The organism is Streptomyces sp. NPDC043867 (assembly GCF_056435845.1).
In genome coordinates this window covers 133,722-154,158 of sequence record NZ_JBWKDS010000016.1, presented here as the reverse complement: position 1 = coordinate 154,158, position 20,437 = coordinate 133,722, and the positions used below count along the sequence as shown (strand labels likewise).

General features: G+C 70.3%; 17 protein-coding genes and 1 riboswitch. Of the genes, 10 read left to right on the top strand and 7 right to left on the bottom strand.

Going from position 1 to position 20,437, the window contains the following annotated elements; translation table 11 throughout:
- The first annotated feature begins 147 nt into the window (after positions 1-147).
- Together AC069T_RS18325 and AC069T_RS18320 are read left to right on the top strand one after the other, a co-directional pair.
- Positions 148-1,116: a diacylglycerol/lipid kinase family protein gene (locus AC069T_RS18325; protein ID WP_478783717.1), complete on the top strand. Its 969-nt coding sequence runs from the start codon at positions 148-150 to the stop codon at positions 1,114-1,116.
- A 319-nt stretch (positions 1,117-1,435) separates the two neighbouring features.
- Positions 1,436-1,693 carry a WhiB family transcriptional regulator gene (locus tag AC069T_RS18320; protein WP_016639615.1) on the top strand — a complete coding sequence of 86 codons (258 nt, stop codon included), beginning with the start codon at positions 1,436-1,438 and terminating at the stop codon, positions 1,691-1,693.
- 248 nt (positions 1,694-1,941) lie between these two features.
- Here AC069T_RS18320 and AC069T_RS18315 read toward each other — a convergent pair whose 3' ends face one another.
- Together AC069T_RS18315 and AC069T_RS18310 are read right to left on the bottom strand one after the other, a co-directional pair.
- Positions 1,942-3,408, bottom strand: a complete 1,467-nt coding sequence (locus AC069T_RS18315) for a sensor histidine kinase (protein ID WP_478783739.1) — start codon at positions 3,406-3,408, stop codon at positions 1,942-1,944.
- 545 nt (positions 3,409-3,953) lie between these two features.
- Positions 3,954-4,712, bottom strand: coding sequence for a TetR/AcrR family transcriptional regulator (locus tag AC069T_RS18310; protein WP_478783716.1), 759 nt, complete (start codon positions 4,710-4,712; stop codon positions 3,954-3,956).
- A 97-nt stretch (positions 4,713-4,809) separates the two neighbouring features.
- Here AC069T_RS18310 and AC069T_RS18305 point away from each other — a divergent pair, with 97 nt between their 5' ends.
- Together AC069T_RS18305 and nagB are read left to right on the top strand one after the other, a co-directional pair.
- Positions 4,810-5,562 (top strand): SDR family oxidoreductase, encoded by a 753-nt coding sequence (locus AC069T_RS18305; protein ID WP_478783715.1) that lies wholly within the window; start codon positions 4,810-4,812, stop codon positions 5,560-5,562.
- 465 nt (positions 5,563-6,027) lie between these two features.
- Positions 6,028-6,813 carry a glucosamine-6-phosphate deaminase gene (gene nagB / locus AC069T_RS18300; protein WP_478783714.1) on the top strand — a complete coding sequence of 262 codons (786 nt, stop codon included), beginning with the start codon at positions 6,028-6,030 and terminating at the stop codon, positions 6,811-6,813.
- A 799-nt stretch (positions 6,814-7,612) separates the two neighbouring features.
- Here the strand turns inward: nagB and AC069T_RS18295 are convergent.
- The 4 genes from AC069T_RS18295 to AC069T_RS18280 form a co-directional block, all read right to left on the bottom strand.
- Entirely contained in the window at positions 7,613-9,226 is a 1,614-nt protein-coding gene (locus AC069T_RS18295; protein ID WP_478783713.1) for a glycoside hydrolase family 3 protein, read from the bottom strand.
- A gap of 9 nt (positions 9,227-9,235) precedes the next feature.
- Positions 9,236-10,027 (bottom strand): carbohydrate ABC transporter permease, encoded by a 792-nt coding sequence (locus AC069T_RS18290; protein WP_358852763.1) that lies wholly within the window; start codon positions 10,025-10,027, stop codon positions 9,236-9,238.
- Positions 10,028-10,119: 92 nt separating this feature from the next.
- Positions 10,120-11,109, bottom strand: a complete 990-nt coding sequence (locus AC069T_RS18285) for a carbohydrate ABC transporter permease (protein ID WP_478783712.1) — start codon at positions 11,107-11,109, stop codon at positions 10,120-10,122.
- A 266-nt stretch (positions 11,110-11,375) separates the two neighbouring features.
- Entirely contained in the window at positions 11,376-12,662 is a 1,287-nt protein-coding gene (locus AC069T_RS18280) for an extracellular solute-binding protein (RefSeq protein ID WP_478783711.1), read from the bottom strand.
- Between the two features lie 429 nt (positions 12,663-13,091).
- On the opposite strand from AC069T_RS18280, the gene AC069T_RS18275 reads away from it, so the two are divergent.
- The 6 genes from AC069T_RS18275 (at position 13,092) to AC069T_RS18250 (ending at position 20,255) form a co-directional block, all read left to right on the top strand.
- Positions 13,092-13,856 (top strand): GntR family transcriptional regulator, encoded by a 765-nt coding sequence (locus AC069T_RS18275; protein ID WP_358852700.1) that lies wholly within the window; start codon positions 13,092-13,094, stop codon positions 13,854-13,856.
- Positions 13,857-14,034: 178 nt separating this feature from the next.
- On the top strand, positions 14,035-14,298 hold the full coding sequence (locus AC069T_RS18270) for a DUF3311 domain-containing protein (RefSeq protein WP_478783710.1): 264 nt from the start codon (positions 14,035-14,037) through the stop codon (positions 14,296-14,298).
- A complete protein-coding gene (gene mctP, locus AC069T_RS18265; protein ID WP_478783709.1) occupies positions 14,295-15,905 on the top strand; it encodes a monocarboxylate uptake permease MctP in 1,611 nt (536 codons plus the stop codon). Before AC069T_RS18270 ends, mctP begins: the two co-directional genes overlap by 4 nt.
- A 76-nt stretch (positions 15,906-15,981) precedes the next feature.
- Complete coding sequence (locus AC069T_RS18260; RefSeq protein WP_478783708.1) at positions 15,982-16,494, top strand: GNAT family N-acetyltransferase; 513 nt, start codon at positions 15,982-15,984, stop codon at positions 16,492-16,494.
- Positions 16,495-16,558: 64 nt separating this feature from the next.
- Positions 16,559-16,717: riboswitch (cobalamin riboswitch) on the top strand.
- A gap of 128 nt (positions 16,718-16,845) precedes the next feature.
- Entirely contained in the window at positions 16,846-19,242 is a 2,397-nt protein-coding gene (locus AC069T_RS18255) for a ribonucleoside-diphosphate reductase subunit alpha (protein ID WP_478783707.1), read from the top strand.
- Complete coding sequence (locus AC069T_RS18250; protein WP_358850132.1) at positions 19,242-20,255, top strand: ribonucleotide-diphosphate reductase subunit beta; 1,014 nt, start codon at positions 19,242-19,244, stop codon at positions 20,253-20,255. Before AC069T_RS18255 ends, AC069T_RS18250 begins: the two co-directional genes overlap by 1 nt.
- On the opposite strand, the gene AC069T_RS18245 is transcribed toward AC069T_RS18250, so the two are convergent.
- Entirely contained in the window at positions 20,168-20,401 is a 234-nt protein-coding gene (locus AC069T_RS18245; protein ID WP_478783706.1) for a hypothetical protein, read from the bottom strand. The genes AC069T_RS18250 and AC069T_RS18245 overlap by 88 nt on opposite strands.
- Positions 20,402-20,437 lie beyond the last annotated feature (36 nt).

The window sequence follows — 20,437 nt, the reverse complement described above, 5'->3', positions numbered from 1 at the left end:
CCGCCGCCGAGGAGTCCGGGTACCGGCTCCGACCCCCCGGCGCACGCCCGCCCGGGCCCGCCCCATGTGCGCGCCGGCACCCCGAACTCTCACCGGATCCCCACCTCGGTCTGGGGCGAGTACCACCCAGTAGGTACGCTGCATCGCATGCGTGCACTTCTCGTGGTCAATCCGGCGGCAACCACCACCAGCGCGCGCACGCGTGACGTACTGATCCACGCGCTGGCCAGCGAGGTGAAGCTGGAGGCGGTCACCACCGAGTACCGCGGGCACGCCCGGGACCTCGGCCGGCAGGCCGCGGAGAGCAAGGACATCGATCTGGTCGTGGCCCTCGGCGGCGACGGCACAGTCAACGAGGTCGTGAACGGCCTGCTCCACCACGGCCCCGACCCGGACCGCCTCCCCCGTCTCGCGGTGGTGCCGGGCGGCTCCACCAACGTCTTCGCCCGCGCCCTCGGCCTGCCGAACCACGCGGTCGAGGCGACCGGCGCCCTGCTGGACGCCCTGCGCGAGCGCCGGGAGCGCACGGTCGGACTGGGCCTGGCCGCCGGCACGCCGGGCACCGAGGACGAGGCGGCACCGTCCCGCTGGTTCACGTTCTGCGCGGGGCTCGGCTTCGACGCGGGCGTGGTCGGGCGGGTCGAACAACAGCGCGAGCGCGGTCGGCGCTCCACTCACGCGCTGTATCTGCGCCAGGTGGCACGGCAGTTTCTGGACGAACCGCACCGCAGACACGGGACCATCACACTGGAGCGCCCCGGGCAGGACCCGATCACCGATCTCGTCCTGTCCATCATCTGCAATACCGCACCCTGGACGTTTCTCGGCAATCGTCCGGTGTACGCATCACCTAAGGCCTCGTTCGATACCGGGCTCGACGTACTCGGGCTCAGCCGCATGTCCACGGCCTCGGTTGCCCGGTATGCCACCCAGTTGCTCCGTTCGTCCCCCGAGCGGGGCCCCCAGGGCAAGCACGCCGTCTCCCTGCATGACCTGACTGACTTCACCTTGCATTCGAAGGTGCCGCTCCCCCTGCAGATGGACGGCGACCACCTAGGGCTGCGCACGAGCGTGACGTTCACAGGCGTACGCCGTGCACTGCGTGTGATTGTGTGAGTGGAAGGGCCCAAAGTCCTTTCACTCGAACGTTTAGACCAGGGTCCACCCCATGGAAGTACGGCTGTGACCTAGTCGACACCGAGGAATCAAAAAAAACTTTCCGGAAGGGGTTGTATCCGCCGCTGAGGTTTGCGAGTCTCTACGTGGCGCTCGGGGCGGCCCGCAACACCGGCCCCCACAGAGAGTCCGAACCCCTCCTCAATCCACAGGACCACGTCAGTCCGTCTGACGCTCGGCCCTTCACTTGTTGAGGGATTCGTGAAAGCGTTCACATTCACAAGCAACCTGCATGTAATACCAAGGAGAGGTAGCAGCCATGGACTGGCGTCACAACGCCGTTTGCCGCGAGGAAGACCCCGAGCTCTTCTTCCCCATCGGCAACACCGGTCCTGCGCTGCTGCAGATCGAGGAAGCCAAGGCCGTCTGCCGTCGCTGCCCGGTAATGGAGCAGTGTCTGCAGTGGGCGCTCGAGTCCGGCCAGGACTCCGGCGTCTGGGGTGGTCTCAGCGAGGACGAGCGTCGCGCAATGAAGCGCCGCGCCGCCCGCAACCGGGCTCGTCAGGCCTCCGCCTGATTCCCCACCCCGCGACAGCCTGAGCTTGGCGGCGCGTACAGCAAGTACGCATCTCCCGCCCCCGAGCCGCAGCGCGCAGTACCCCCGATGCGCATAGCAACGAGCTTTAGCCCCGGACCGGTTTCCCGGTCCGGGGCTCACTGCTGTTCGGCCCCCGGCGGCCGGGGCAACTTCTCCCCCGGCCGCGCCGGATCACCCCGTACGCGTGTGCTCTTCGCGTAAGCGACGAGTGAAGAGACTGTGCCGGGTTATTTGGTGGCCTGCACCGGCACGTCCAGGATCACCTGGGTCCCGCGCTCCGGGGCCGGGACCATGTCGAACGTGCCGCCCAACTCGCCCTCCACCAGCGTCCGTACGATCTGCAGTCCCAGGTTGCCCGAGCTGTGCGGGTCGAAGCCGTCCGGCAGGCCGACCCCGTCGTCCTGGACGGTGACCAGGAGGCGGGGTTCCTTGCTGGTGCCGCCACGGATCGCCGAGACCTCGACCGTGCCCCGGTCGCCCTCGCGGAAGCCGTGCTCCAGGGCGTTCTGGAGGATCTCGGTGAGCACCATGGACAGCGGCGTCGCGACCTCGGCGTCCAGGATCCCGAAGCGGCCGGTGCGCCGGCCGACGACCTTGCCGGGCGAGATCTCCGCGACCATCGCCAGCACCCGGTCGGCGATCTCGTCGAACTCGACCCGCTCGTCCAGGTTCTGCGAGAGCGTCTCGTGCACGATCGCAATGGAACCGACCCGGCGGACGGCTTCTTCGAGCGCCTCGCGGCCCTCCTCGGAACCGATGCGGCGGGCCTGGAGCCGCAGAAGTGCCGCCACCGTCTGGAGGTTGTTCTTCACCCGGTGGTGGATCTCCCGGATGGTGGCGTCCTTGGTGATCAACTCGCGCTCGCGGCGGCGCAGTTCGGTGACGTCACGCAACAGGACCAGTGAACCGACGCGGGTGCCCTTCGGTTTAAGCGGGATCGCGCGCAGCTGGATCACACCGTCGCTGCTCTCGATCTCGAACTCGCGCGGCGCCCAGCCGCTCGCGACCTTCGCCAGCGCCTCGTCCACCGGGCCGCGGGAGGGGGCGAGTTCGGCGGTGGTCACCCCGAGGTTGTGACCCACCAGGTCGGAGGCCAGACCGAGCCGGTGGTAGGCGGACAGGGCGTTCGGGGACGCGTACTGGACGATGCCTTCGGCGTCCAGCCGGATCAGCCCGTCGCCCACCCGGGGCGAGGCATCCATGTCGACCTGCTGGTTCGGGAACGGGAACGAGCCGGCGGCGATCATCTGGGCGAGGTCGGAGGCGCTCTGGAGATACGTGAGCTCGAGCCGGCTCGGCGTGCGCACCGTGAGGAGGTTGGTGTTGCGGGCGATCACTCCCAGTACCCGGCCCTCCCTGCGGACGGGGATGGACTCCACCCGTACCGGGACCTCCTCGCGCCACTCGGGGTCGCCCTCGCGCACGATCCGCCCCTCGTCGAGCGCGGCGTCCAGCATCGGGCGGCGGCCACGCGGCACGAGATGGCCGACCATGTCGTCCTGGTACGACGTCGGGCCGGTGTTGGGCCGCATCTGGGCGACGGAGACGTACCGCGTGCCGTCCCGGGTGGGGACCCACAGGACGAGGTCGGCGAAGGAGAGGTCGGAGAGCAACTGCCACTCCGAGACCAGCAGATGCAGCCACTCGAGGTCGGAGTCGCCGAGGGCCGTGTGCTGGCGTACGAGGTCGTTCATGGAGGGCACGTGTGCGAGCGTACCCGGCGTATACGACAGGCCTCGAAAACGGATCTCCGTACGGGCCCGGTCACGCCTGCCGTGCGGATGGGTCACGCAGGCCTCACGGGGTCGGACACCCAGGGCTCAGAGGACCGGTCACGCCGGGCGGAGGTGCGGATCCTCGGGCGTCCCGGCCCCGGAAACACCCGCGGGCCGCGGCGCCTGGGAGGGACCCTCAACCCTCCCGGCACCGCAGCCCGGAGCAACAACGGCCACGGGGTGTGCGGTCCCGATCGGCCGAAGGAGAGGAGCCGGAGCAGTCAGGGCAGAGAGCACCGGTTCCTCGGTCCGCCTTCCTGTGCGGGGAAGACGGAGGCTTCGCATTCACATGCTGTCACGTCGATGACGGACGCTTTACCACGCATTGTGGACTAGACCATGCTCCTGCGTCCATGTGTCACTGTCCACGCGTCGGCGGATGTTCGTCGCTGTCTCTTTTTCCGACATCCTCCGATGACCTACACGCAGAGTAGCCCGCCGGGGTTCAGTCGGGGGAGCGGATCTCATGAGCTCGGCCAGATTGCCATGGCGAGATCGGCGAGCGCTTCGAGTTCCTCCCGGGTCGCGCCGTCCCGGGCCTGCTGGGACATGCCCTGGATCATCGCTCCGGCGTACCGGGCCAGGGCGGCGGCGTCGGTGTCCGCGGGGAGTTCGCCGGCCGCAATCCCGGCCCTGATCCGGCTCTCGATGGCAGCGAGGTTGGCGTTGCGCCGGTCCCGCAGCGACCTCTCCACCTCGGGCGACGTGCAGTTGGCCGCCGCGTGGATCACCAGGCAGCCGTGCGGGTGGTCCGGATCGGTGTACTCCACGGCGGCCTCGCGCAGCGTCCGCCCGACGGCGCCGCGGGCGGTGGCCTCCTCGGCGAGGGCGCGCTCGGCGAACGATCCGTACCTGGTCCCGTACGCGCGCACGACCTCCTCGAACAGTGACCTCTTGTCGCCGAACGCCGCGTAGAGGCTCGGGGCTCCGATGCCCATCACGCGGGTGAGGTCGGAGACGGAGGTGCCCTCGTAGCCGTGCTCCCAGAAGGCGAGGATCGCCTTTTCCAGCGCGGTCTCGCGGTCGAAGGAACGGGGACGGCCCCGCTGCTTGCCCGGGGGCGGGACGGGGGCCTTCCGCTCGGCCGGGGTCGCCTTTTCGGGCGGGGTGGCCTTTTGGGCCGGGGTCGCCCCCTGGGCCGGGGTCTTGTCCTCGACCTGGGCGTCGGCCGCCGTCCCGCCCTCGGGCCCGACCAGCGGTCCGGTCTGCTGCCTGCTCACCATGGAGTGGATTTTATAGCGGGTGCTAGAGAAATGACGCCGGGCTGGTGTACGGTTTTTTGTGTAGCGACCGCTATACAAATGGGGAAGGGGTGTCGGCATGGGCGTGCTCACGGGCAGGACTGCTCTCGTCACGGGTGGCAGCAGGGGCATCGGGCGGGGCATCGCCGAGCGGCTCGGCCGGGACGGCGCGCGGGTGGCCGTGCACTACGGCAGCAACGCGGCGGCGGCGAAGGAGACGGTGGCCGCGATTCAGGCGGCGGGCGGATCGGCGTTCGCCCTGCGGGCGGAGCTGGGCGTGCCGGGGGACGCGGAGGCGCTCTGGGCGGCCTTCGACCGGCAGGCGGAAGGACTGGACATCCTGGTGAACAACGCCGGGATCGGCACGTCGAGTCCGTTCGACCTGATCGAGGAGGCGGAGTTCGACCGGGTCTTCGCGGTCAACGTGAAGGCGCCCCACTTCGTCACCCGGCTGGGGGCGTCCCGGCTGCGGGACGGCGGGCGGGTCGTCAACATCTCCTCGGGCCTCGCGCGCACCGCGATGATGCCGGACAAGATGGCGTACGCGATGACGAAGGCCGCCCTGGACGTCTTCACGCGCGACCTGTCCAAGCTGCTCGGCCCCCGCGGCATCACGGTGAACACCGTCGCCCCGGGAATCATCGACACGGACCACACCTCCGACTGGCTCCGGTCGAGCGACGAGGCGTGGGCGCAGGCCGCGTCGATATCCGCGCTGGGCCGGGTGGGCTCGCCGGGGGACGTGGCCGACGTGGTGGCGTTCCTCGCCTCGGACGAGGGGCGATGGGTGACGGGGCACTGGATGGACGCGACGGGGGGTTCGCTGACTTAGGGGTGGCTGACCGCGGCCGGGGCGGGGTCGGCGGCGACGAGTGGAATTCGGGGTCGGGGAAGGGGTGAGGGGTCGGGGTGTGAGGCGGGGGCGTGGGGCCGATTGCGACCGCGGGCACGGGGCGTGGGGCCGGGGTGGGGACCCCGGCTCCGGGCGCACAGCAAGCACGGCACTCGGAAGAGTCCCTCGGCGCGGGGAGCAGGACGGCGCCGGCAGGGACCTCGGCTCGGGGCGTAGCGGGGCGCCGGAAGGGGCTTCGTTTCGGGGCGCAGGGGGTGACGCCGGAGGGTGGTTGCAGCTCCGGTGTGCGGGCGGTGTTCCCCGCGGCGCCGTGGGTGCGGTCGGCGGCGAACGGTGGCGCGTTCGGCGCGACTCCGGCACGGGGGCTCTGCTAGATTGGTCTATACCACATGTGTCCCCCTTCGGGTTCCAGTTGAGTCCCCTCTCCAGATCGGCAGGCCCAGCGTGGAAGTTGTCATCGTCCCGGACGCCAAGGCGGGCGGCGAGCTCATCGCCGAGGCCATGGCGGAGCTGCTCCGGCGCAAGCCCGACGCCCTGCTCGGCGTGGCCACCGGTTCCACTCCGCTGCCCATCTACGAAGCGCTCGCGGCCAAGGCGGGTTCAGGTGCCGTTGACGCTTCGCGGGCGCGGATCGCCCAGCTCGACGAGTACGTGGGGCTGCCGGCCGAGCACCCCGAGTCCTACCGGTCGGTGCTGCGGCGCGAGGTCCTGGAGCCCCTCGGTCTGGGCATGGACGCGTTCATGGGGCCGGACGGCACCGCCGAGGACGTCCAGGCCGCGTGCGGTGCGTACGACAGGGCGCTGGCCGCGGCCGGCGGCGTCGATCTCCAGCTGCTCGGGATCGGGACGGACGGGCACATCGGGTTCAACGAGCCGTGCTCCTCGCTTGCCTCGCGGACCCGGATCAAGACGCTGACCGAGCAGACCCGGGTCGACAACGCCCGCTTCTTCGAGGGCGACATCGAGCAGGTCCCGCACCACGTCATCACCCAGGGCATCGGCACGATCCTGGAGGCGCGGCACCTGGTGCTGCTCGCGACGGGCGAGGGCAAGGCCGACGCGGTCGCGGCGACGGTGGAGGGACCGGTCGCCGCGGTGTGTCCGGCGTCGGCGCTCCAGCTGCACCCGCACGCCACGGTTGTCGTGGACGACGCGGCGGCCTCCAAGCTGAAGCTCGCGGACTACTTCCGCCACACCTTCGCGAACAAGCCGTCCTGGCAGGGGATCTGACCCTCCGGCCCACCCGGCCCAGCGGCCCACCCGACGCAGGCAGTCGACCAGGACGACGGCGCCCAGCCCCCGGGCCGTCCTGGCCGTACGTCGGCCCAGCAGGCGGGGCGGGCGGGCTGACGTGAGCCGCCCCGCCACCCTTCCCGTACGTGCGTCCCAGCGACCCCGACCATGCAGACCGACCCGAGCCGGGCCGCCGGCCGGGCCGCCCCGAACATCCTCGGCAGGTCACGGGAACCCGAGCGGGCCGGGACCGCCGTGCGACGCGGCCTGAGCCGACCTGACCACGTCCAGCCGACCCGAGCACCCGCAATGGGTACGGCCGACCCCAGCTCCCCCGGCGGGTACGGCCCACCGGCGCGCCCTCCGGCGGATACGGCCGACCCGAGCCTTCGGCTGGGTAGGGCCCACCCGAGCACCTCCGGCGGGGTACGGCCGACCCGAGCGCCGTTGCCTCGCACGGCCCACGCGAGTCTCCGGACCGTCCCGCAAGTCTGAGCGGTCGGCCGGTCCCGCGCGCTCCCCCGCGGGCCTGCGGTCGCCCCGCCCGGGCGGCACACCCACCGGCTCACCGGCTCACCGGCTCACCGGCTCACCGGCCTCGACCTGCCGGGCGTCGCCAGGCTGTCGCGGGCGACGATGGCCGCCCGGGCCCAGGGGTTCACCCGCATGCATCCGGTCCCGACGGCCCCACTCCGCCCGCTCCCCTCCCCCACCGCGGCAAAGGCGCCGGTCCCCCCTTCCCAAGGGATCCCGACGCCTTCCGTCCCGGTTTCGTATGAGCGTGTGCGCATCGGGCTCACGCCCCGGCGATGACCTCCGCCGCGGCACGGCCGCACACTCTCGCCGCTCCGTGCGTCGCGATGTGCAGCGCGCCCCGGGGAGCCGCCTGGGGGACGCCCATCTCGACGACGATCGTGTCGGGGCGGGCGGCCAGGAGGGCGTCGAGCGCCGTGGTCATCCAGGGGTGGCGGTGCTCGTCGCGCACGACGGCGACGACGCGGCGCGCGCCCGCCGCGGTGAGGGCGGCGGCACCCGCGTCCTCGCCGGAGAAGCTGCCCGTCTCCGTGCCGGGCAGCAGCTGTGCGAGTTCGGCCGCGACGCCCCACGGGGTCTCGTCGCCGACGGCGATGTTCGCGACCGGGGCCAGTGCGGCGACGTAGGGCGCCTCGGTGAGCGGGGCGTACGTGCCGGAGTGCGTCACCGTGAGCGCGCGCCGGGCGGCGACGAGCCCGACCTCGGCGACGACCTCGGCGCCGGACGGACCCCCCGGGCGTCCGGTGCCGGACCCGCCGGCCTCTCCGACCGACCCGGAGTCCACGCGCGACACGAAGTCCACGCCCGACACGGAGTTCCCGCCCGGCGTGAAGTCCACGCCCGTCGCGGAGTCCGTGCTCGCTGCCGTGGCCGTCCACCGCGCGAGTGCACGGACCCGGGCCGCCGCGTCCGCGAGGCGTTCCTCGGGGAGTTCGCCCGCGCGGACCGCGGTGACCAGGGCGTCGCGCAGGCGGCGTACCGTCTCGTCGTCCGCGAGGCCGCCGCCCACGCAGATCGCGTCGGCGCCGGCGGCGATCGCGAGGACGCTGCCCCGTTCGATGCCGTAGGTCGCGGCGATGGCCTGCATCTCCATGCCGTCGGTGACGATCAGCCCCTCGTAACCGAGTTCCTCACGGAGCAGCCCGGTGAGGATGCGGCGGGAGAGCGTGGCGGGGCGGTGGGGATCCAGCGCCGGGACCAGGATGTGGGCGCTCATGACGGCCCGGCTGCCCGCGGCGATCGCGGCGCGGAACGGGACGAGTTCGCGGGCCTGGAGCACCGGCAGTTCGGCGTCGATGCGCGGCAGCGCGTGGTGCGAGTCGACGGCGGTGTCGCCGTGCCCCGGGAAGTGCTTGGTGCAGGCCGCGACGCCCGCGGCCTGCAGACCGGTGACGTACGCGGCGGTGTGCCGGGCGACCAGGTCGGTGTCGGCGCCGAAGGACCGTACGCCGATGACCGGGTTGTCGGGATTTGAGTTCACGTCGGCGGACGGGGCCCAGTTGAGGTTGACCCCGCAGGCGGCCAGGCGGCGGCCGAGCGCGAGGGCCACCTTCCTCGTCAGCTCGACGTCGTCCACCGCGCCGAGGGCGTGGTTGCCGGGGTAGGAGGATCCGGTGCGCACCTCGAGCCGGGTGACGTCACCGCCTTCCTCGTCGATCGCGACCAGCACGTCGTCGCACTCGGCGCGCAACTGGGCGGTGAGGGAGGTGAGTTGGCGGGGCGAGGTGATGTTGCGGCCGAACAGGCCGACCGACGTGAGGCCTTCGCCGAGTCTGCGCAGCAGCCAGTCGGGCGCGCTGGTCCCGGTGAACCCGGGCTGCAGCACGGCGAGTGCGTCGCGCGTGAGCGTGTCGGTACCACTGGCGAGTGTCGTCATCGGGTGGCGTTATCCCTTCACGGCGCCCGCGGTCAGCCCCGCGGCCATTTTGCGCTGGACGATGAGGAAGAGGACGACGATCGGCACGGCCATCATCGTGGAACCGGCCATCATCGGGGCGTACTCGGTGCCGTGCTTGGTGGTGAAGTTGCCGAGCCAGACCGTGGCGGTCTGGTTCTTCTGACTCATGAGCATCAGGGCGTAGAGGTATTCGTTCCACGCCTGGATGAAGCCGTAGACCGAGGTGGCGACCATGCCGGGGGCCAGCAACGGGAAGACGACGCGGACGAAGGCGCCGGTGCGGGAGCAGCCGTCGACCATCGCGGCCTCCTCCAGCTCCCTCGGGATGTTGACGATGAAGCCGCGCAGCGTCCACACCGTGAAGGGGAGGATGAACGTCAGGTAGGTGATGATCAGACCGGTGAGCTTGTCGTACTGTCCGAGGTCGTTCAGCAGCAGGAAGACCGGGATGATCATGGCGACCAGCGGGACCATCTGGACCGCCAGGATGCCGACGATCACGATCTTGCGGCCGCGGAAGGCGAACCGGGAGATGGCGAGCGCGGCCAGCATGCCGACCACGATGCCGATCAGCACCACCGCCAGCGAGACGATCAGGCTGCGGGCCACCGGCCCCCAGAAGTCGGCGATGTCGAGTGCCCGGCTGAAGTTGTCGAGCGTGAGTGCCGTGGGCAGCAGGCTCGGGTCCGGGTCGATGGCGTCCTTCGCGGGCTTGAACGCCGTGTTGAGCATCCAGTAGACGGGGAAGCCCGCGGTGACGAAGACGAACAGGCCGAGCAGGTTCCAGCCGAGCTTCGACCTGCGCGGCCGGGCGGCGGCGGGGGCCGTGGCCGGCTTGCGCGGCCGGGAGGTGCCGGGAGCCGTGGTCGTGGTCACTCGACCTCTCCGATCTTGAGCATCTGGCGCATGTAGACGGCGACGACACCGAGCAGCAGGAGCACGGTGAGCAGGGCGATCGCCGACCCCTGCGCGTAGTCGTTGACCACGAAGGCGCGGTCGTACGAGTACGTGGTGAGCAGTTGGAACTCGGCCTCGGGGTGACCGCCGCGCATCACGAAGACCTGCGGGAAGACGCCCATGTCCCAGATGACGGAAAGCGTCGTGAGCATCACGATGATCGGCTTGAGGATCGGCAGCGTGACGTACCGGAAGACGCCCCACGCGCCCGCTCCGTCGAGCCGCGCCGCCTCCTCCAGTTCCTTGGGCACCTGGGTGAGGCCCGCGCTGAGCGTGATGACGACGAACGGCACCGCCCCCCACACCACCAGCAGCATGATCACGGCCAGGCCCTGGGGGCCGCTGGCGAACCAGTTGTGGCCGATCATGTCGACGCCGGGGAGCTTGCTGAGCACCGCGTTGAAGACGCCGTAGTCGGAGTCGAAGAGCCACTTGAAGACGGTGGTGGCCACGATGATGGGCATGCCCCAGCTGGCCACCAGCGCGATGTTGATGAGCGTCTTCACCCAGCCGGAGACCCGCTGCAGGAGCAGCGCGATCAGCATGCCGATGACCATCGTGAAGACGACGGCCCCGCCGGCGAAGACGATCGTGCGGACGACGACCGCCCAGAACTCCTCGTCCCCGAGCACCTTGGCGAAGTTGTCGAAGCCGACCGACTCGGCCGGCTTGAAGCCCCACAGCTGGGACTGCCCGAACTCCTGGAAGGACAGGGTGACCAGGCGGACGAGGGGGTAGCCGAGCACCAGGACGAGGACCAGCAGGCAGGGGGCGAGCAGGGCCCAGGGGACGGCCGCCCCGTCGGAGGTCCGCTTCCGGCGTGGTCTCTCCACCGGCGGGGCGGGTGGTGGTGGCGACTGCCGCGTCGGCGGCACTTTGGCAGTGGTCGTATCAGCGGCACTCATCCGCGCGCTCCTCAGCGGTCCCTCGGGTCGTACGGGCGGCGGGCCCCGTCCCCGACCGGGTCGTACAGGTCGTACGGGGGGCGGACCCCCCGGCTCCCGGCCCGGTCCGCGGGAGGTGTCCCCGCCGCCGGCCGGGCCGGTACAGGTCGTACGGGAGGCGCGCCCCGTCCCTCACCGGCCCACGGTTCGTACGGGGAGCGGGCCCCGCCTCCCGGCAGGGTCGTACGGCAGGCGGGGCCCCGTCGGCAACGGGGCCCCGCCTCGGGTCACTTGGTGTTGATGACCTTGTCGATCTTGGCGTCCGCTTCCTTCGCGGCGGCCTCGACCGACTTCTTGCCGGTGCCGATGTTCTGCAGCATGGTCTGCAGGACCTGGGCCTTCTCGACCTGGCCCCAGCCGGGTGCCATCGGGACGAACCAGTTGCTCTCGGCCGCGGTGGCCGGGACCGCGGTCTTCGGGTCGCTCTTCAGCGTCGCGAGGTCGGTCTTGTTGTTCGGCAGGTTGCCCTTGCCGATCAGACCCTTCTGGCCCTCGGCGCCGGTGAGGGCGTTGATCCACTCGGCGGCGAGTTCCTGGGCGCCGGACTTCACCGGGACGGCGAGGTCGGAACCGCCGAGGAAGACGGGGAGGTTCTTGCCGGACGGGCCGGGGACCACGAAGTTCTCGAGGTTGCCCTTGAGCTTGCCGGACTTGTCGTTCTTCGGGTCCTCGGAGGTCGCGCCCTCCCAGGCGGCACCGAAGATCATGCCGGACTTGCCCTGGCCGTAGACGATGTAGCGGTCCGACTCGTCCTTGGTCTTGTCGCCGTGCATGTACCTGTCGACGACCGACTTGAAGGCCTTGAGGCCCTTGACCGACTCGGGAGAGGAGAGGTTGGCCTTCCACTCGCCGCCGGACTCGACGGCGATGGAGCCGCCGGCGTCGTAGACGAAGGACATGGCGGCGTACCAGTCGCGGGTGGGCTGGTACCAGGCGCTGAACTTGTCGCCCTGCTTCTTCTGGATCTTGTCCAGGTCGGCGGTGAGTTCCTTGTACGTCTTCGGCGTGGACTTGACGCCGGACGCGGCGGCGATGTCCTTGCGCCAGTTGCCGACGCGGCCACCGGCGTAGTACGGCACGCCGTAGGTCTTGCCGTCGTAGGTGACGGAGGCCTTGAGGCCGTCCAGCCAGGCGTCCGAGTTGTCGAACTTCGACGCGTCGACGGGAGCGAAGGCGCCCTTGACCATGTAGCCGAGCATCTCGGTGTTGCCCATCTCGACCACGTCGGGGGCCTTGTCCGTGGCGAGGACGGCGTCGAGCTTGGCGTTCTTGTCGGGCCAGCCGTAGTACTCGTGGTTGATCTTGACGCCGGGGTGCTTCTTCTTGACCGCGGCGTCGGCGGCCTTGACCAGCTCGGGCCAGTTGTTCTGCGCGTCCACCGTCAGCCAGACGGTGAGCTCCTTGGCCTCCGCGCCGCCCTTGCCGCCCCCGGAGTCCTTGTCACTGTCCCCGCACGCCGCGATGGAGACCATCATGCCCGCGATACCGATCGCGGCTATCAGCTTGCGCTTCACGCCACCCTCCTCAGGGATGTCATAACCCCCCTGCCCACCGCGGTGACCTGTGACGAGTACTGCCCGTGGGGCCGGGACCTGGACCAATGGTGTAGACCAGTACCGGGAGCTTGGCCTAGACCTAGAGGGGTGTCAAGGGTGAGGAAGTCCCGCTCGGCCTCCGTTACGGGACCGACATATGCAGGGACCTTTCATTGCTCAAGTGGCAGATCGGACAGGGGGGTTGCGGCCACACGAACCGGGCGTCCCGCGTGGCGCCACGAGCACCGCCCCGGCGCGATGGACTAGACCAACACGAACCCCGACGGTATATAGAGGGGATCACGCAGCGTGCGGGGGCCTCTCGCACACCGAGCCGTGCCACGATGTGAGCCGTGACCGACCGGACAGGGTCGGTCGCTTCGGCATCCGGAGCCGGGAAGGCAGAGCATGAGCACCGACGTCAGCAGTGCGGAGAACGAGGGTGGGGCGCCCATCCGTACCGCGCGCGTGCCCAAGTACTACCGTCTGAAGAAGCACCTGCTCGATATGACGGAGACACTGCCGCCCGGCACGCCGGTGCCGCCGGAGCGCACCCTCGCCGCCGAGTTCGACACCTCCCGCACGACCGTGCGCCAGGCGCTGCAGGAACTCGTCGTCGAGGGCCGGCTGGAACGCATCCAGGGCAAGGGCACCTTCGTCGCGAAGCCGAAGGTCTCGCAGGCGCTCCAACTCACCTCGTACACCGAGGACATGCGGGCCCAGGGCCTCGAACCCACCTCGCAGCTCCTGGACATCGGCTACATCACGGCGGACGAGACGCTCGCGGGGCTGCTCGACATCAACGCGGGCGGGCGCGTGCTGCGCATCGAGCGGCTGCGGCTGGCGAGCGGCGAGCCGATGGCGATCGAGACGACCCACCTGTCCGCCAAGCGCTTCCCCGCCCTGCGGCGTTCGCTCGCCAAGTACACCTCTCTCTACACCGCGCTCGCCGAGGTGTACGACGTCCACCTGGCCGAGGCCGAGGAGACCATCGAGACCTCGCTGGCCACCCCGCGCGAGGCCGGGCTGCTCGGCACCGACGTCGGGCTGCCCATGCTGATGCTCTCCCGCCACTCGCTGGACAGGACCGGCCAACCGGTGGAGTGGGTCCGCTCGGTGTACCGGGGCGACCGGTACAAGTTCGTGGCCCGCCTCAAGCGCCCGGTGGACTGACCGCGGGCTCGACGCGGGCGCCTTCACAGGTGCGCAAAAAGGCCCCCTCCGGGCGTTTGCCCACCGGGAACCCGCCGGTGGGGACCGATATGCGGACGGGGGGTTCCGTGTGCGTGACACCGTCGCCTAGATTGCCTGCGCGTTGCACAGGTGATCAGCGAGGGGACGGAGCCGCCGAATGTCAGATGTGCCCGAAGTGAAGCCACCGGTGGTGACACCGGTCCGTGTGGTGATCGCCCTCTGTCTCGTCGCACCCTTCGTGGCGATGCTCTGGGTCGGCTCGTACGCGAAGACCGACCCGACGTTCATCGGGATCCCCTTCTTCTACTGGTACCAGATGCTGTGGGTGCTCATCTCCACGCTGCTCACGATGACCGCGTACCAGCTCTGGCAGCGTGACCAGCGCGGCCGTACGCCCAGGGGCGGGGGTGCGTCGAAGTGAAGGACGGCGTGAACGGAGTCGCCCTCGGCGTCTTCATCTTCTTCTTCGTGGCCGTCACGGTCATGGGCTTCCTCGCCGCACGCTGGCGCAAGGCCGAGGTCGAGCACAGCCTCGACGAATGGGGCCTGGGCGGACGGTCGTTCGGCACCTGGGTCACCTGGTTCCTGCTCGGCGGCGACCTCTACACGGCGTACACCTTCGTCGCCGTACCCGCGGCGATCTACGCCGCGGGCGCGGCCGGCTTCTTCGCCGTGCCGTACACCATCCTCGTCTACCCGCTGATCTTCACGTTCCTGCCGCGGCTGTGGTCGGTCTCGCACAAGCACGGCTATGTGACGACATCGGACTTCGTGCGCGGGCGCTTCGGCTGCAAGGGGCTGTCGCTGGCGGTGGCCGTGACCGGCATCCTCGCCACGATGCCCTACATCGCGCTGCAACTCGTGGGCATCCAGGCGGTGCTGGACGTGATGGGCGTCGGCGGCGGTGAGAACACCAACTGGTTCGTGAAGGACCTGCCGCTGCTCATCGCGTTCGGCGTGCTGGCCGCGTACACGTACTCGTCGGGCCTGCGGGCGCCTGCCCTGATCGCGTTCGTGAAGGACACCCTGATCTACATCGTGATCGCGGTGGCCATCATCTACATCCCCATCAAGCTCGGCGGGTTCGACGAGATCTTCAAGGCGGCGGGCGACAAGTACACGGCCGCGGGCGCGGGCGGCATCGTGCCCGCCGAGGCCGGGCAGTGGACGTACGCCACGCTCGCCCTCGGTTCGGCGCTGGCGCTGTTCATGTACCCGCACTCGATCACCGCGACGCTGTCCAGCCGCAGCCGTGAGGTGATCCGGCGCAACACCACGATCCTGCCGCTGTACTCGCTGATGCTCGGCCTGCTCGCCCTGCTCGGGTTCATGGCGATCGCGGCCGGGGTGAAGGTGGAGAACGGGCAGCTGGCGATCCCGCAGCTCTTCGAGACGATGTTCCCCGACTGGTTCGCGGGTGTGGCCTTCGCGGCCATCGGCATCGGTGCGCTGGTGCCGGCGGCGATCATGTCGATCGCCGCGGCGAACCTCTTCACCCGCAACATCTACAAGGACTTCATCAAGCCGGACGCCACACCGAAGCAGGAGACCCAGGTCTCCAAGCTGGTCTCGCTGCTGGTGAAGGTGGGTGCGCTGGCCTTCGTCCTCACCATGGACAAGACCGTCGCGATCAACTTCCAGCTGCTGGGCGGCATCTGGATCCTGCAGACCTTCCCGGCGCTCGTCGGCGGCCTGTTCACCCGCTGGTTCCACCGCTGGGCGCTCCTCGCGGGCTGGGCGGTCGGCATGACCTACGGCACCCTCGCCGCGTACGGGGTCGCCTCCCCGACGCAGAAGCACTTCGGCGGCAGCTCCAAGGAGATCCCCGGCATCGGGGAGATCGGCTACATCGGTCTGACGGCCTTCGTGCTGAACGTCGTGGTGACGGTGGTGCTGACCTTCGTCCTGCGCGCGGCGAAGGCCCCCGACGGTGTGGACGAGACCTCGCCCGCGGACTACACGGCGGACGCCGGGGACCCGGGTGTCCGGACGGAACTCCCGACGGCCACGGCGGGCGCCGCCCACTGAGTCCCGCGCGTCGGACGACGGGCCGCCGGGGAGAACCGGCGGCCCGTCGTCGTCCGTTTCCGGCAGACTCGGCCGCATGGACATCCTCATCAGACGGGCCAGGCCCGAGGAGTACGAGACGCTCGGGGAGATCACCGCGCAGGCGTATCTCGGGGACGGCCTGCTCGACTTCGGGGAGAGCGACGGCTACCTGGTGCACCTGCGGGACGTCGCGCGGCGCGCCGCCGCGGCCGAGGTCCTCGTCGCCGTCGACCGGCAGGGCACGGTGCTCGGCGGCGTGACCCATGTGCCGTCGGCGGGCAGCGCCCTGGCCGAGCTCGCGGGCCCCGGCGAGGCCGAGATCCGCATGCTCGCGGTCGCCCGTGAGGCGCGTGGAAGAGGCGCCGGCGAGGCCCTGGTGCGGGCGTGCATCGACCGCGCACGGACCACGGAGGGGTGTTTCCGCGTCGTGCTCTCCACCCAGCGCACCATGCGCGCCGCCCATCGCGTCTACGAGCGGCTCGGTTTCACCCGGGCCCCCGCACGCGACTGGAACCCGGTCCCGGACCTCGACGACATCCTGCTGCTGACGTACGAGCTGACGCTCTGACAGCGGCGGTGCCGACGGCGGCCTCCCCGCCGACTGCCACCCTCCGGAGCCGACACGACACAACATGTGGGGGCGCCTCGGCGGCCCGGCACAAGATGTATGCTCATGCTCGCTGTCGCCGCAGGGGAATCCGGTGCGAATCCGGAACTGTCCCGCAACGGTGTACTTGTGCGCGTTCGCGCACACGGTCAGTCCGAGGACCTGCCGGCAGTGCGCCCGGTCCGTCCGGTCCGGGTGCCCAGACGTCCGGGCCTCGTGGAATGGGCCGGTGGACGCACGCGTACCCGTGCGGGACGACGTGTGCCCCGCTGCCCTCCCGAAGGCCCCGTGCCGAGCGAGGGAGAGCCCCACGTGACCATCGCGCCAGCCGATCCGGCGACACCGCCCGCGACATCGGCCCAGCCGGACGGTCCCGGTGCCGCGCTGCTGCGGACCCTGACCGACCTCACCGCCGACCTCCCCGACGCCGACCCCGGCCGGGTCGCCGCCGCCGCACTGCGCGGCCGGTCCGCGCGGGCGGACGAGGCGGAGCTGCGCGAACTGGCCACCGAGGCCGCGGCGGGACTCATCTCCGAGGACCCGGTCTACTCACGCCTGGCCGCGCGGCTGCTGACGTTCAGCATCGCCGCCGAGGCCGCGTCGCAGGGCGTCACGTCCTTCTCCGGTTCGGTCGCCGTCGGGCACCGGGAGGGACTGATCGCGGACCGCACCGCCGAGTTCGTCCGCCTGCACGCGGCACGCCTCGACACGCTCGTCGACGTCGCGGGCGACGACCGCTTCGGCTACTTCGGCCTGCGCACCCTGCACAGCCGCTACCTGCTCCGGCACCCGATCACCCGGCGCGTGATCGAGACCCCGCAGTTCTTCATGCTGCGCGTCGCCTCCGGTCTCGCCGAGGACGACACCTCCCGCGCCGTCGACGAAGTGGCCGCGCTCTACGGTCTGATGAGCCGGCTCGACTACCTGCCCTCCTCCCCCACGCTGTTCAACTCCGGCACCCGGCACCCGCAGATGTCGTCCTGCTACCTCCTCGACTCCCCGCTGGACGAGCTGGACTCCCTCTACGACCGCTACCACCAGGTGGCCCGCCTCTCGAAGCACGCCGGCGGCATCGGCCTGTCCTACTCCCGCATCCGCTCCCGCGGTTCGCTGATCCGCGGCACCAACGGGCACTCCAACGGCATCGTGCCGTTCCTCAAGACGCTGGACGCCTCGGTCGCCGCGGTGAACCAGGGCGGCCGGCGCAAGGGCGCGGCCGCGGTCTACCTGGAGACCTGGCACTCCGACATCGAGGAGTTCCTGGAGCTGCGCGACAACACCGGTGAGGACGCCCGCCGTACGCACAATCTCAACCTCGCGCACTGGATCCCCGACGAGTTCATGCGCCGGGTCGACGCGAACGGCGTCTGGTCGCTGTTCTCGCCGTCCGACGTGCCCGAGCTGGTCGACCTGTGGGGCGAGGAGTTCGACGCCGCGTACCGCAGGGCCGAGGAGGCGGGGCTGGCCAGGAAGACGATCCCCGCCCGCGACCTGTACGGCCGGATGATGCGCACCCTGGCGCAGACCGGCAACGGCTGGATGACGTTCAAGGACGCCGCCAACCGCACCGCCAACCAGACGGCGGAGCCGGGCCACACCGTCCACTCCTCGAACCTGTGCACCGAGATCCTGGAGGTCACGAACGACGGGGAGACCGCGGTCTGCAACCTCGGCTCGGTCAACCTCGGCGCCTTCGTCGTCGACGGGGACATCGACTGGGAGCGGCTGGACGAGACCGTCCGCACGGCGGTGACCTTCCTCGACCGGGTCGTCGACATCAACTTCTACCCGACCGAGCAGGCAGGCCGCTCCAACGCCCGGTGGCGCCCGGTGGGCCTCGGCGCGATGGGCCTTCAGGACGTCTTCTTCAAACTGCGGCTGCCCTTCGACTCCGCCGCGGCCAAGCAGCTCTCCACCCGGATCGCCGAACGCGTCATGCTGGCCGCCTACGAGGCGTCCGCGGACCTCGCCGAGCGCAACGGCCCGCTCCCCGCCTGGGAGAAGACCCGCACCGCCCGCGGTGTCCTGCACCCCGACCACTACGCCGTGGAGCCGGTCTGGCCGGAGCGCTGGGCGGCCCTGCGGGAGCGGATCGCGGCCGTCGGCTTGCGCAACTCGCTGCTGCTCGCCATCGCGCCGACCGCGACGATCGCTTCCATCGCGGGTGTCTACGAGTGCATCGAGCCGCAGGTCTCCAACCTGTTCAAGCGCGAGACGCTGTCCGGCGAGTTCCTCCAGGTCAACTCCTACCTGGTGGAGGAGCTGAAGCGGCTCGGCGTGTGGGACGCGCAGACCCGGGAGGCGCTGCGCGAGGCGAACGGCTCCGTGCGGGGCTTCACCCGGGTGCCGCAGGAGGTGCGCGACCTGTACCGCACGGCCTGGGAGATCCCGCAGCGCGCGCTGATCGACATGGCCGCCGCCCGGACCCCGTACCTGGACCAGGCCCAGTCGCTGAACCTGTTCCTGGAGACGCCGACCATCGGCAAGCTCTCCTCGATGTACGCGTACGCCTGGAAGTCGGGCCTGAAGACGACGTACTACCTGCGCTCACGTCCGGCGACCCGCATCGCCCGCGCCGCCCGGGCGCAGACCCCCGTCCCCGTGCAGGCGGTCCCCGACGAGGACGCCGTCGCCGTACAGGCGGTACCCGACGAGGACGCCGTCGCCTGCTCCCTTGAGAACCCCGAGTCCTGCGAGGCCTGCCAGTGATGTCCAGCGAGACCAAGAACCTGCTCGACCCGGGCTTCGAGCTGACGCTCCGCCCGATGCGCTACCCGGACTTCTACGAGCGCTACCGGGACGCGATCAAGAACACCTGGACCGTCGAGGAGGTCGACCTCCACTCGGACGTCGCCGACCTGGCGAAGCTGTCCCAGGGCGAGCAGCACATGATCGGCCGCCTCGTCGCGTTCTTCGCGACGGGTGACTCGATCGTCGCGAACAACCTGGTGCTGACGCTGTACAAGCACATCAACTCCCCGGAGGCGCGGCTGTATCTCTCGCGCCAGCTGTTCGAGGAGGCCGTGCACGTGCAGTTCTACCTGACGCTGCTCGACACGTATCTGCCGGACCCGGAGGACCGCGCGGCGGCCTTCGACGCCGTCGAGAGCATCCCGTCCATCCGCGAGAAGGCCGGGTTCTGCTTCAAGTGGATGGACTCGGTCGAGAAGCTGGACCGGCTGGAGTCGAAGGCCGACCGGCGGCGCTTCCTGCTGAACCTGATCTGCTTCGCCGCGTGCATCGAGGGGCTCTTCTTCTACGGCGCCTTCGCGTACGTCTACTGGTTCCGCAGCCGGGGTCTCCTGCACGGTCTTGCGACCGGCACCAACTGGGTGTTCCGCGACGAGACGATGCACATGTCCTTCGCCTTCGAGGTGGTCGACACGGTCCGCAAGGAGGAGCCGGAGCTCTTCGACGACCGGCTCGAGGAGCAGGTCACCGACATGCTGCGGGAGGCCGTCGAGGCCGAGCTGCAGTTCGCGCGCGACCTGTGCGGTGACGGCCTCCCGGGGATGAACACGGACTCGATGCGGCAGTACCTGGAGTGCGTCGCCGACCAGCGCCTGGCGCGTCTCGGCTTCGCCCCGGTGTACGGCTCGGAGAACCCGTTCTCCTTCATGGAGCTCCAGGGTGTTCAGGAGCTGACCAACTTCTTCGAGCGCCGTCCCTCGGCGTACCAGGTGGCGGTGGAGGGCTCGGTCGGCTTCGACGAGGACTTCTGAGTCCCGGCGGCGGCGTTTTCGGCGGCCCTCAGTTCCCGGTCGACGCGCCACTCCCGGCGCAGCCCGATCAGTGAGGGCAGGGCCACGACGAGGAAGATCCCGAGGACGGTCAGCAGGGCGACGGTGGTGTTCACGAATGTCTCCATGAACACTACTGTCGCGCCCATCGCCGGCCCGGGTCA

Bases quoted from the DNA above. Each gene is read 5' to 3' on its own strand.
- AC069T_RS18325 (WP_478783717.1), top strand. From the start codon at position 148: ATGCGTGCACTTCTCGTGGTCAATCCGGCGGCAACCACCACCAGCGCG.
- AC069T_RS18320 (WP_016639615.1), top strand. From the start codon at position 1,436: ATGGACTGGCGTCACAACGCCGTTTGCCGCGAGGAAGACCCCGAGCTC.
- AC069T_RS18315 (WP_478783739.1), bottom strand. From the start codon at position 3,408: ATGAACGACCTCGTACGCCAGCACACGGCCCTCGGCGACTCCGACCTC.
- AC069T_RS18310 (WP_478783716.1), bottom strand. From the start codon at position 4,712: ATGGTGAGCAGGCAGCAGACCGGACCGCTGGTCGGGCCCGAGGGCGGG.
- AC069T_RS18305 (WP_478783715.1), top strand. From the start codon at position 4,810: ATGGGCGTGCTCACGGGCAGGACTGCTCTCGTCACGGGTGGCAGCAGG.
- AC069T_RS18295 (WP_478783713.1), bottom strand. From the start codon at position 9,226: ATGACGACACTCGCCAGTGGTACCGACACGCTCACGCGCGACGCACTC.
- AC069T_RS18285 (WP_478783712.1), bottom strand. From the start codon at position 11,109: ATGAGTGCCGCTGATACGACCACTGCCAAAGTGCCGCCGACGCGGCAG.
- AC069T_RS18275 (WP_358852700.1), top strand. From the start codon at position 13,092: ATGAGCACCGACGTCAGCAGTGCGGAGAACGAGGGTGGGGCGCCCATC.
- AC069T_RS18270 (WP_478783710.1), top strand. From the start codon at position 14,035: ATGTCAGATGTGCCCGAAGTGAAGCCACCGGTGGTGACACCGGTCCGT.
- AC069T_RS18260 (WP_478783708.1), top strand. From the start codon at position 15,982: ATGGACATCCTCATCAGACGGGCCAGGCCCGAGGAGTACGAGACGCTC.
- AC069T_RS18250 (WP_358850132.1), top strand. From the start codon at position 19,242: ATGTCCAGCGAGACCAAGAACCTGCTCGACCCGGGCTTCGAGCTGACG.
- AC069T_RS18245 (WP_478783706.1), bottom strand. From the start codon at position 20,401: ATGGAGACATTCGTGAACACCACCGTCGCCCTGCTGACCGTCCTCGGG.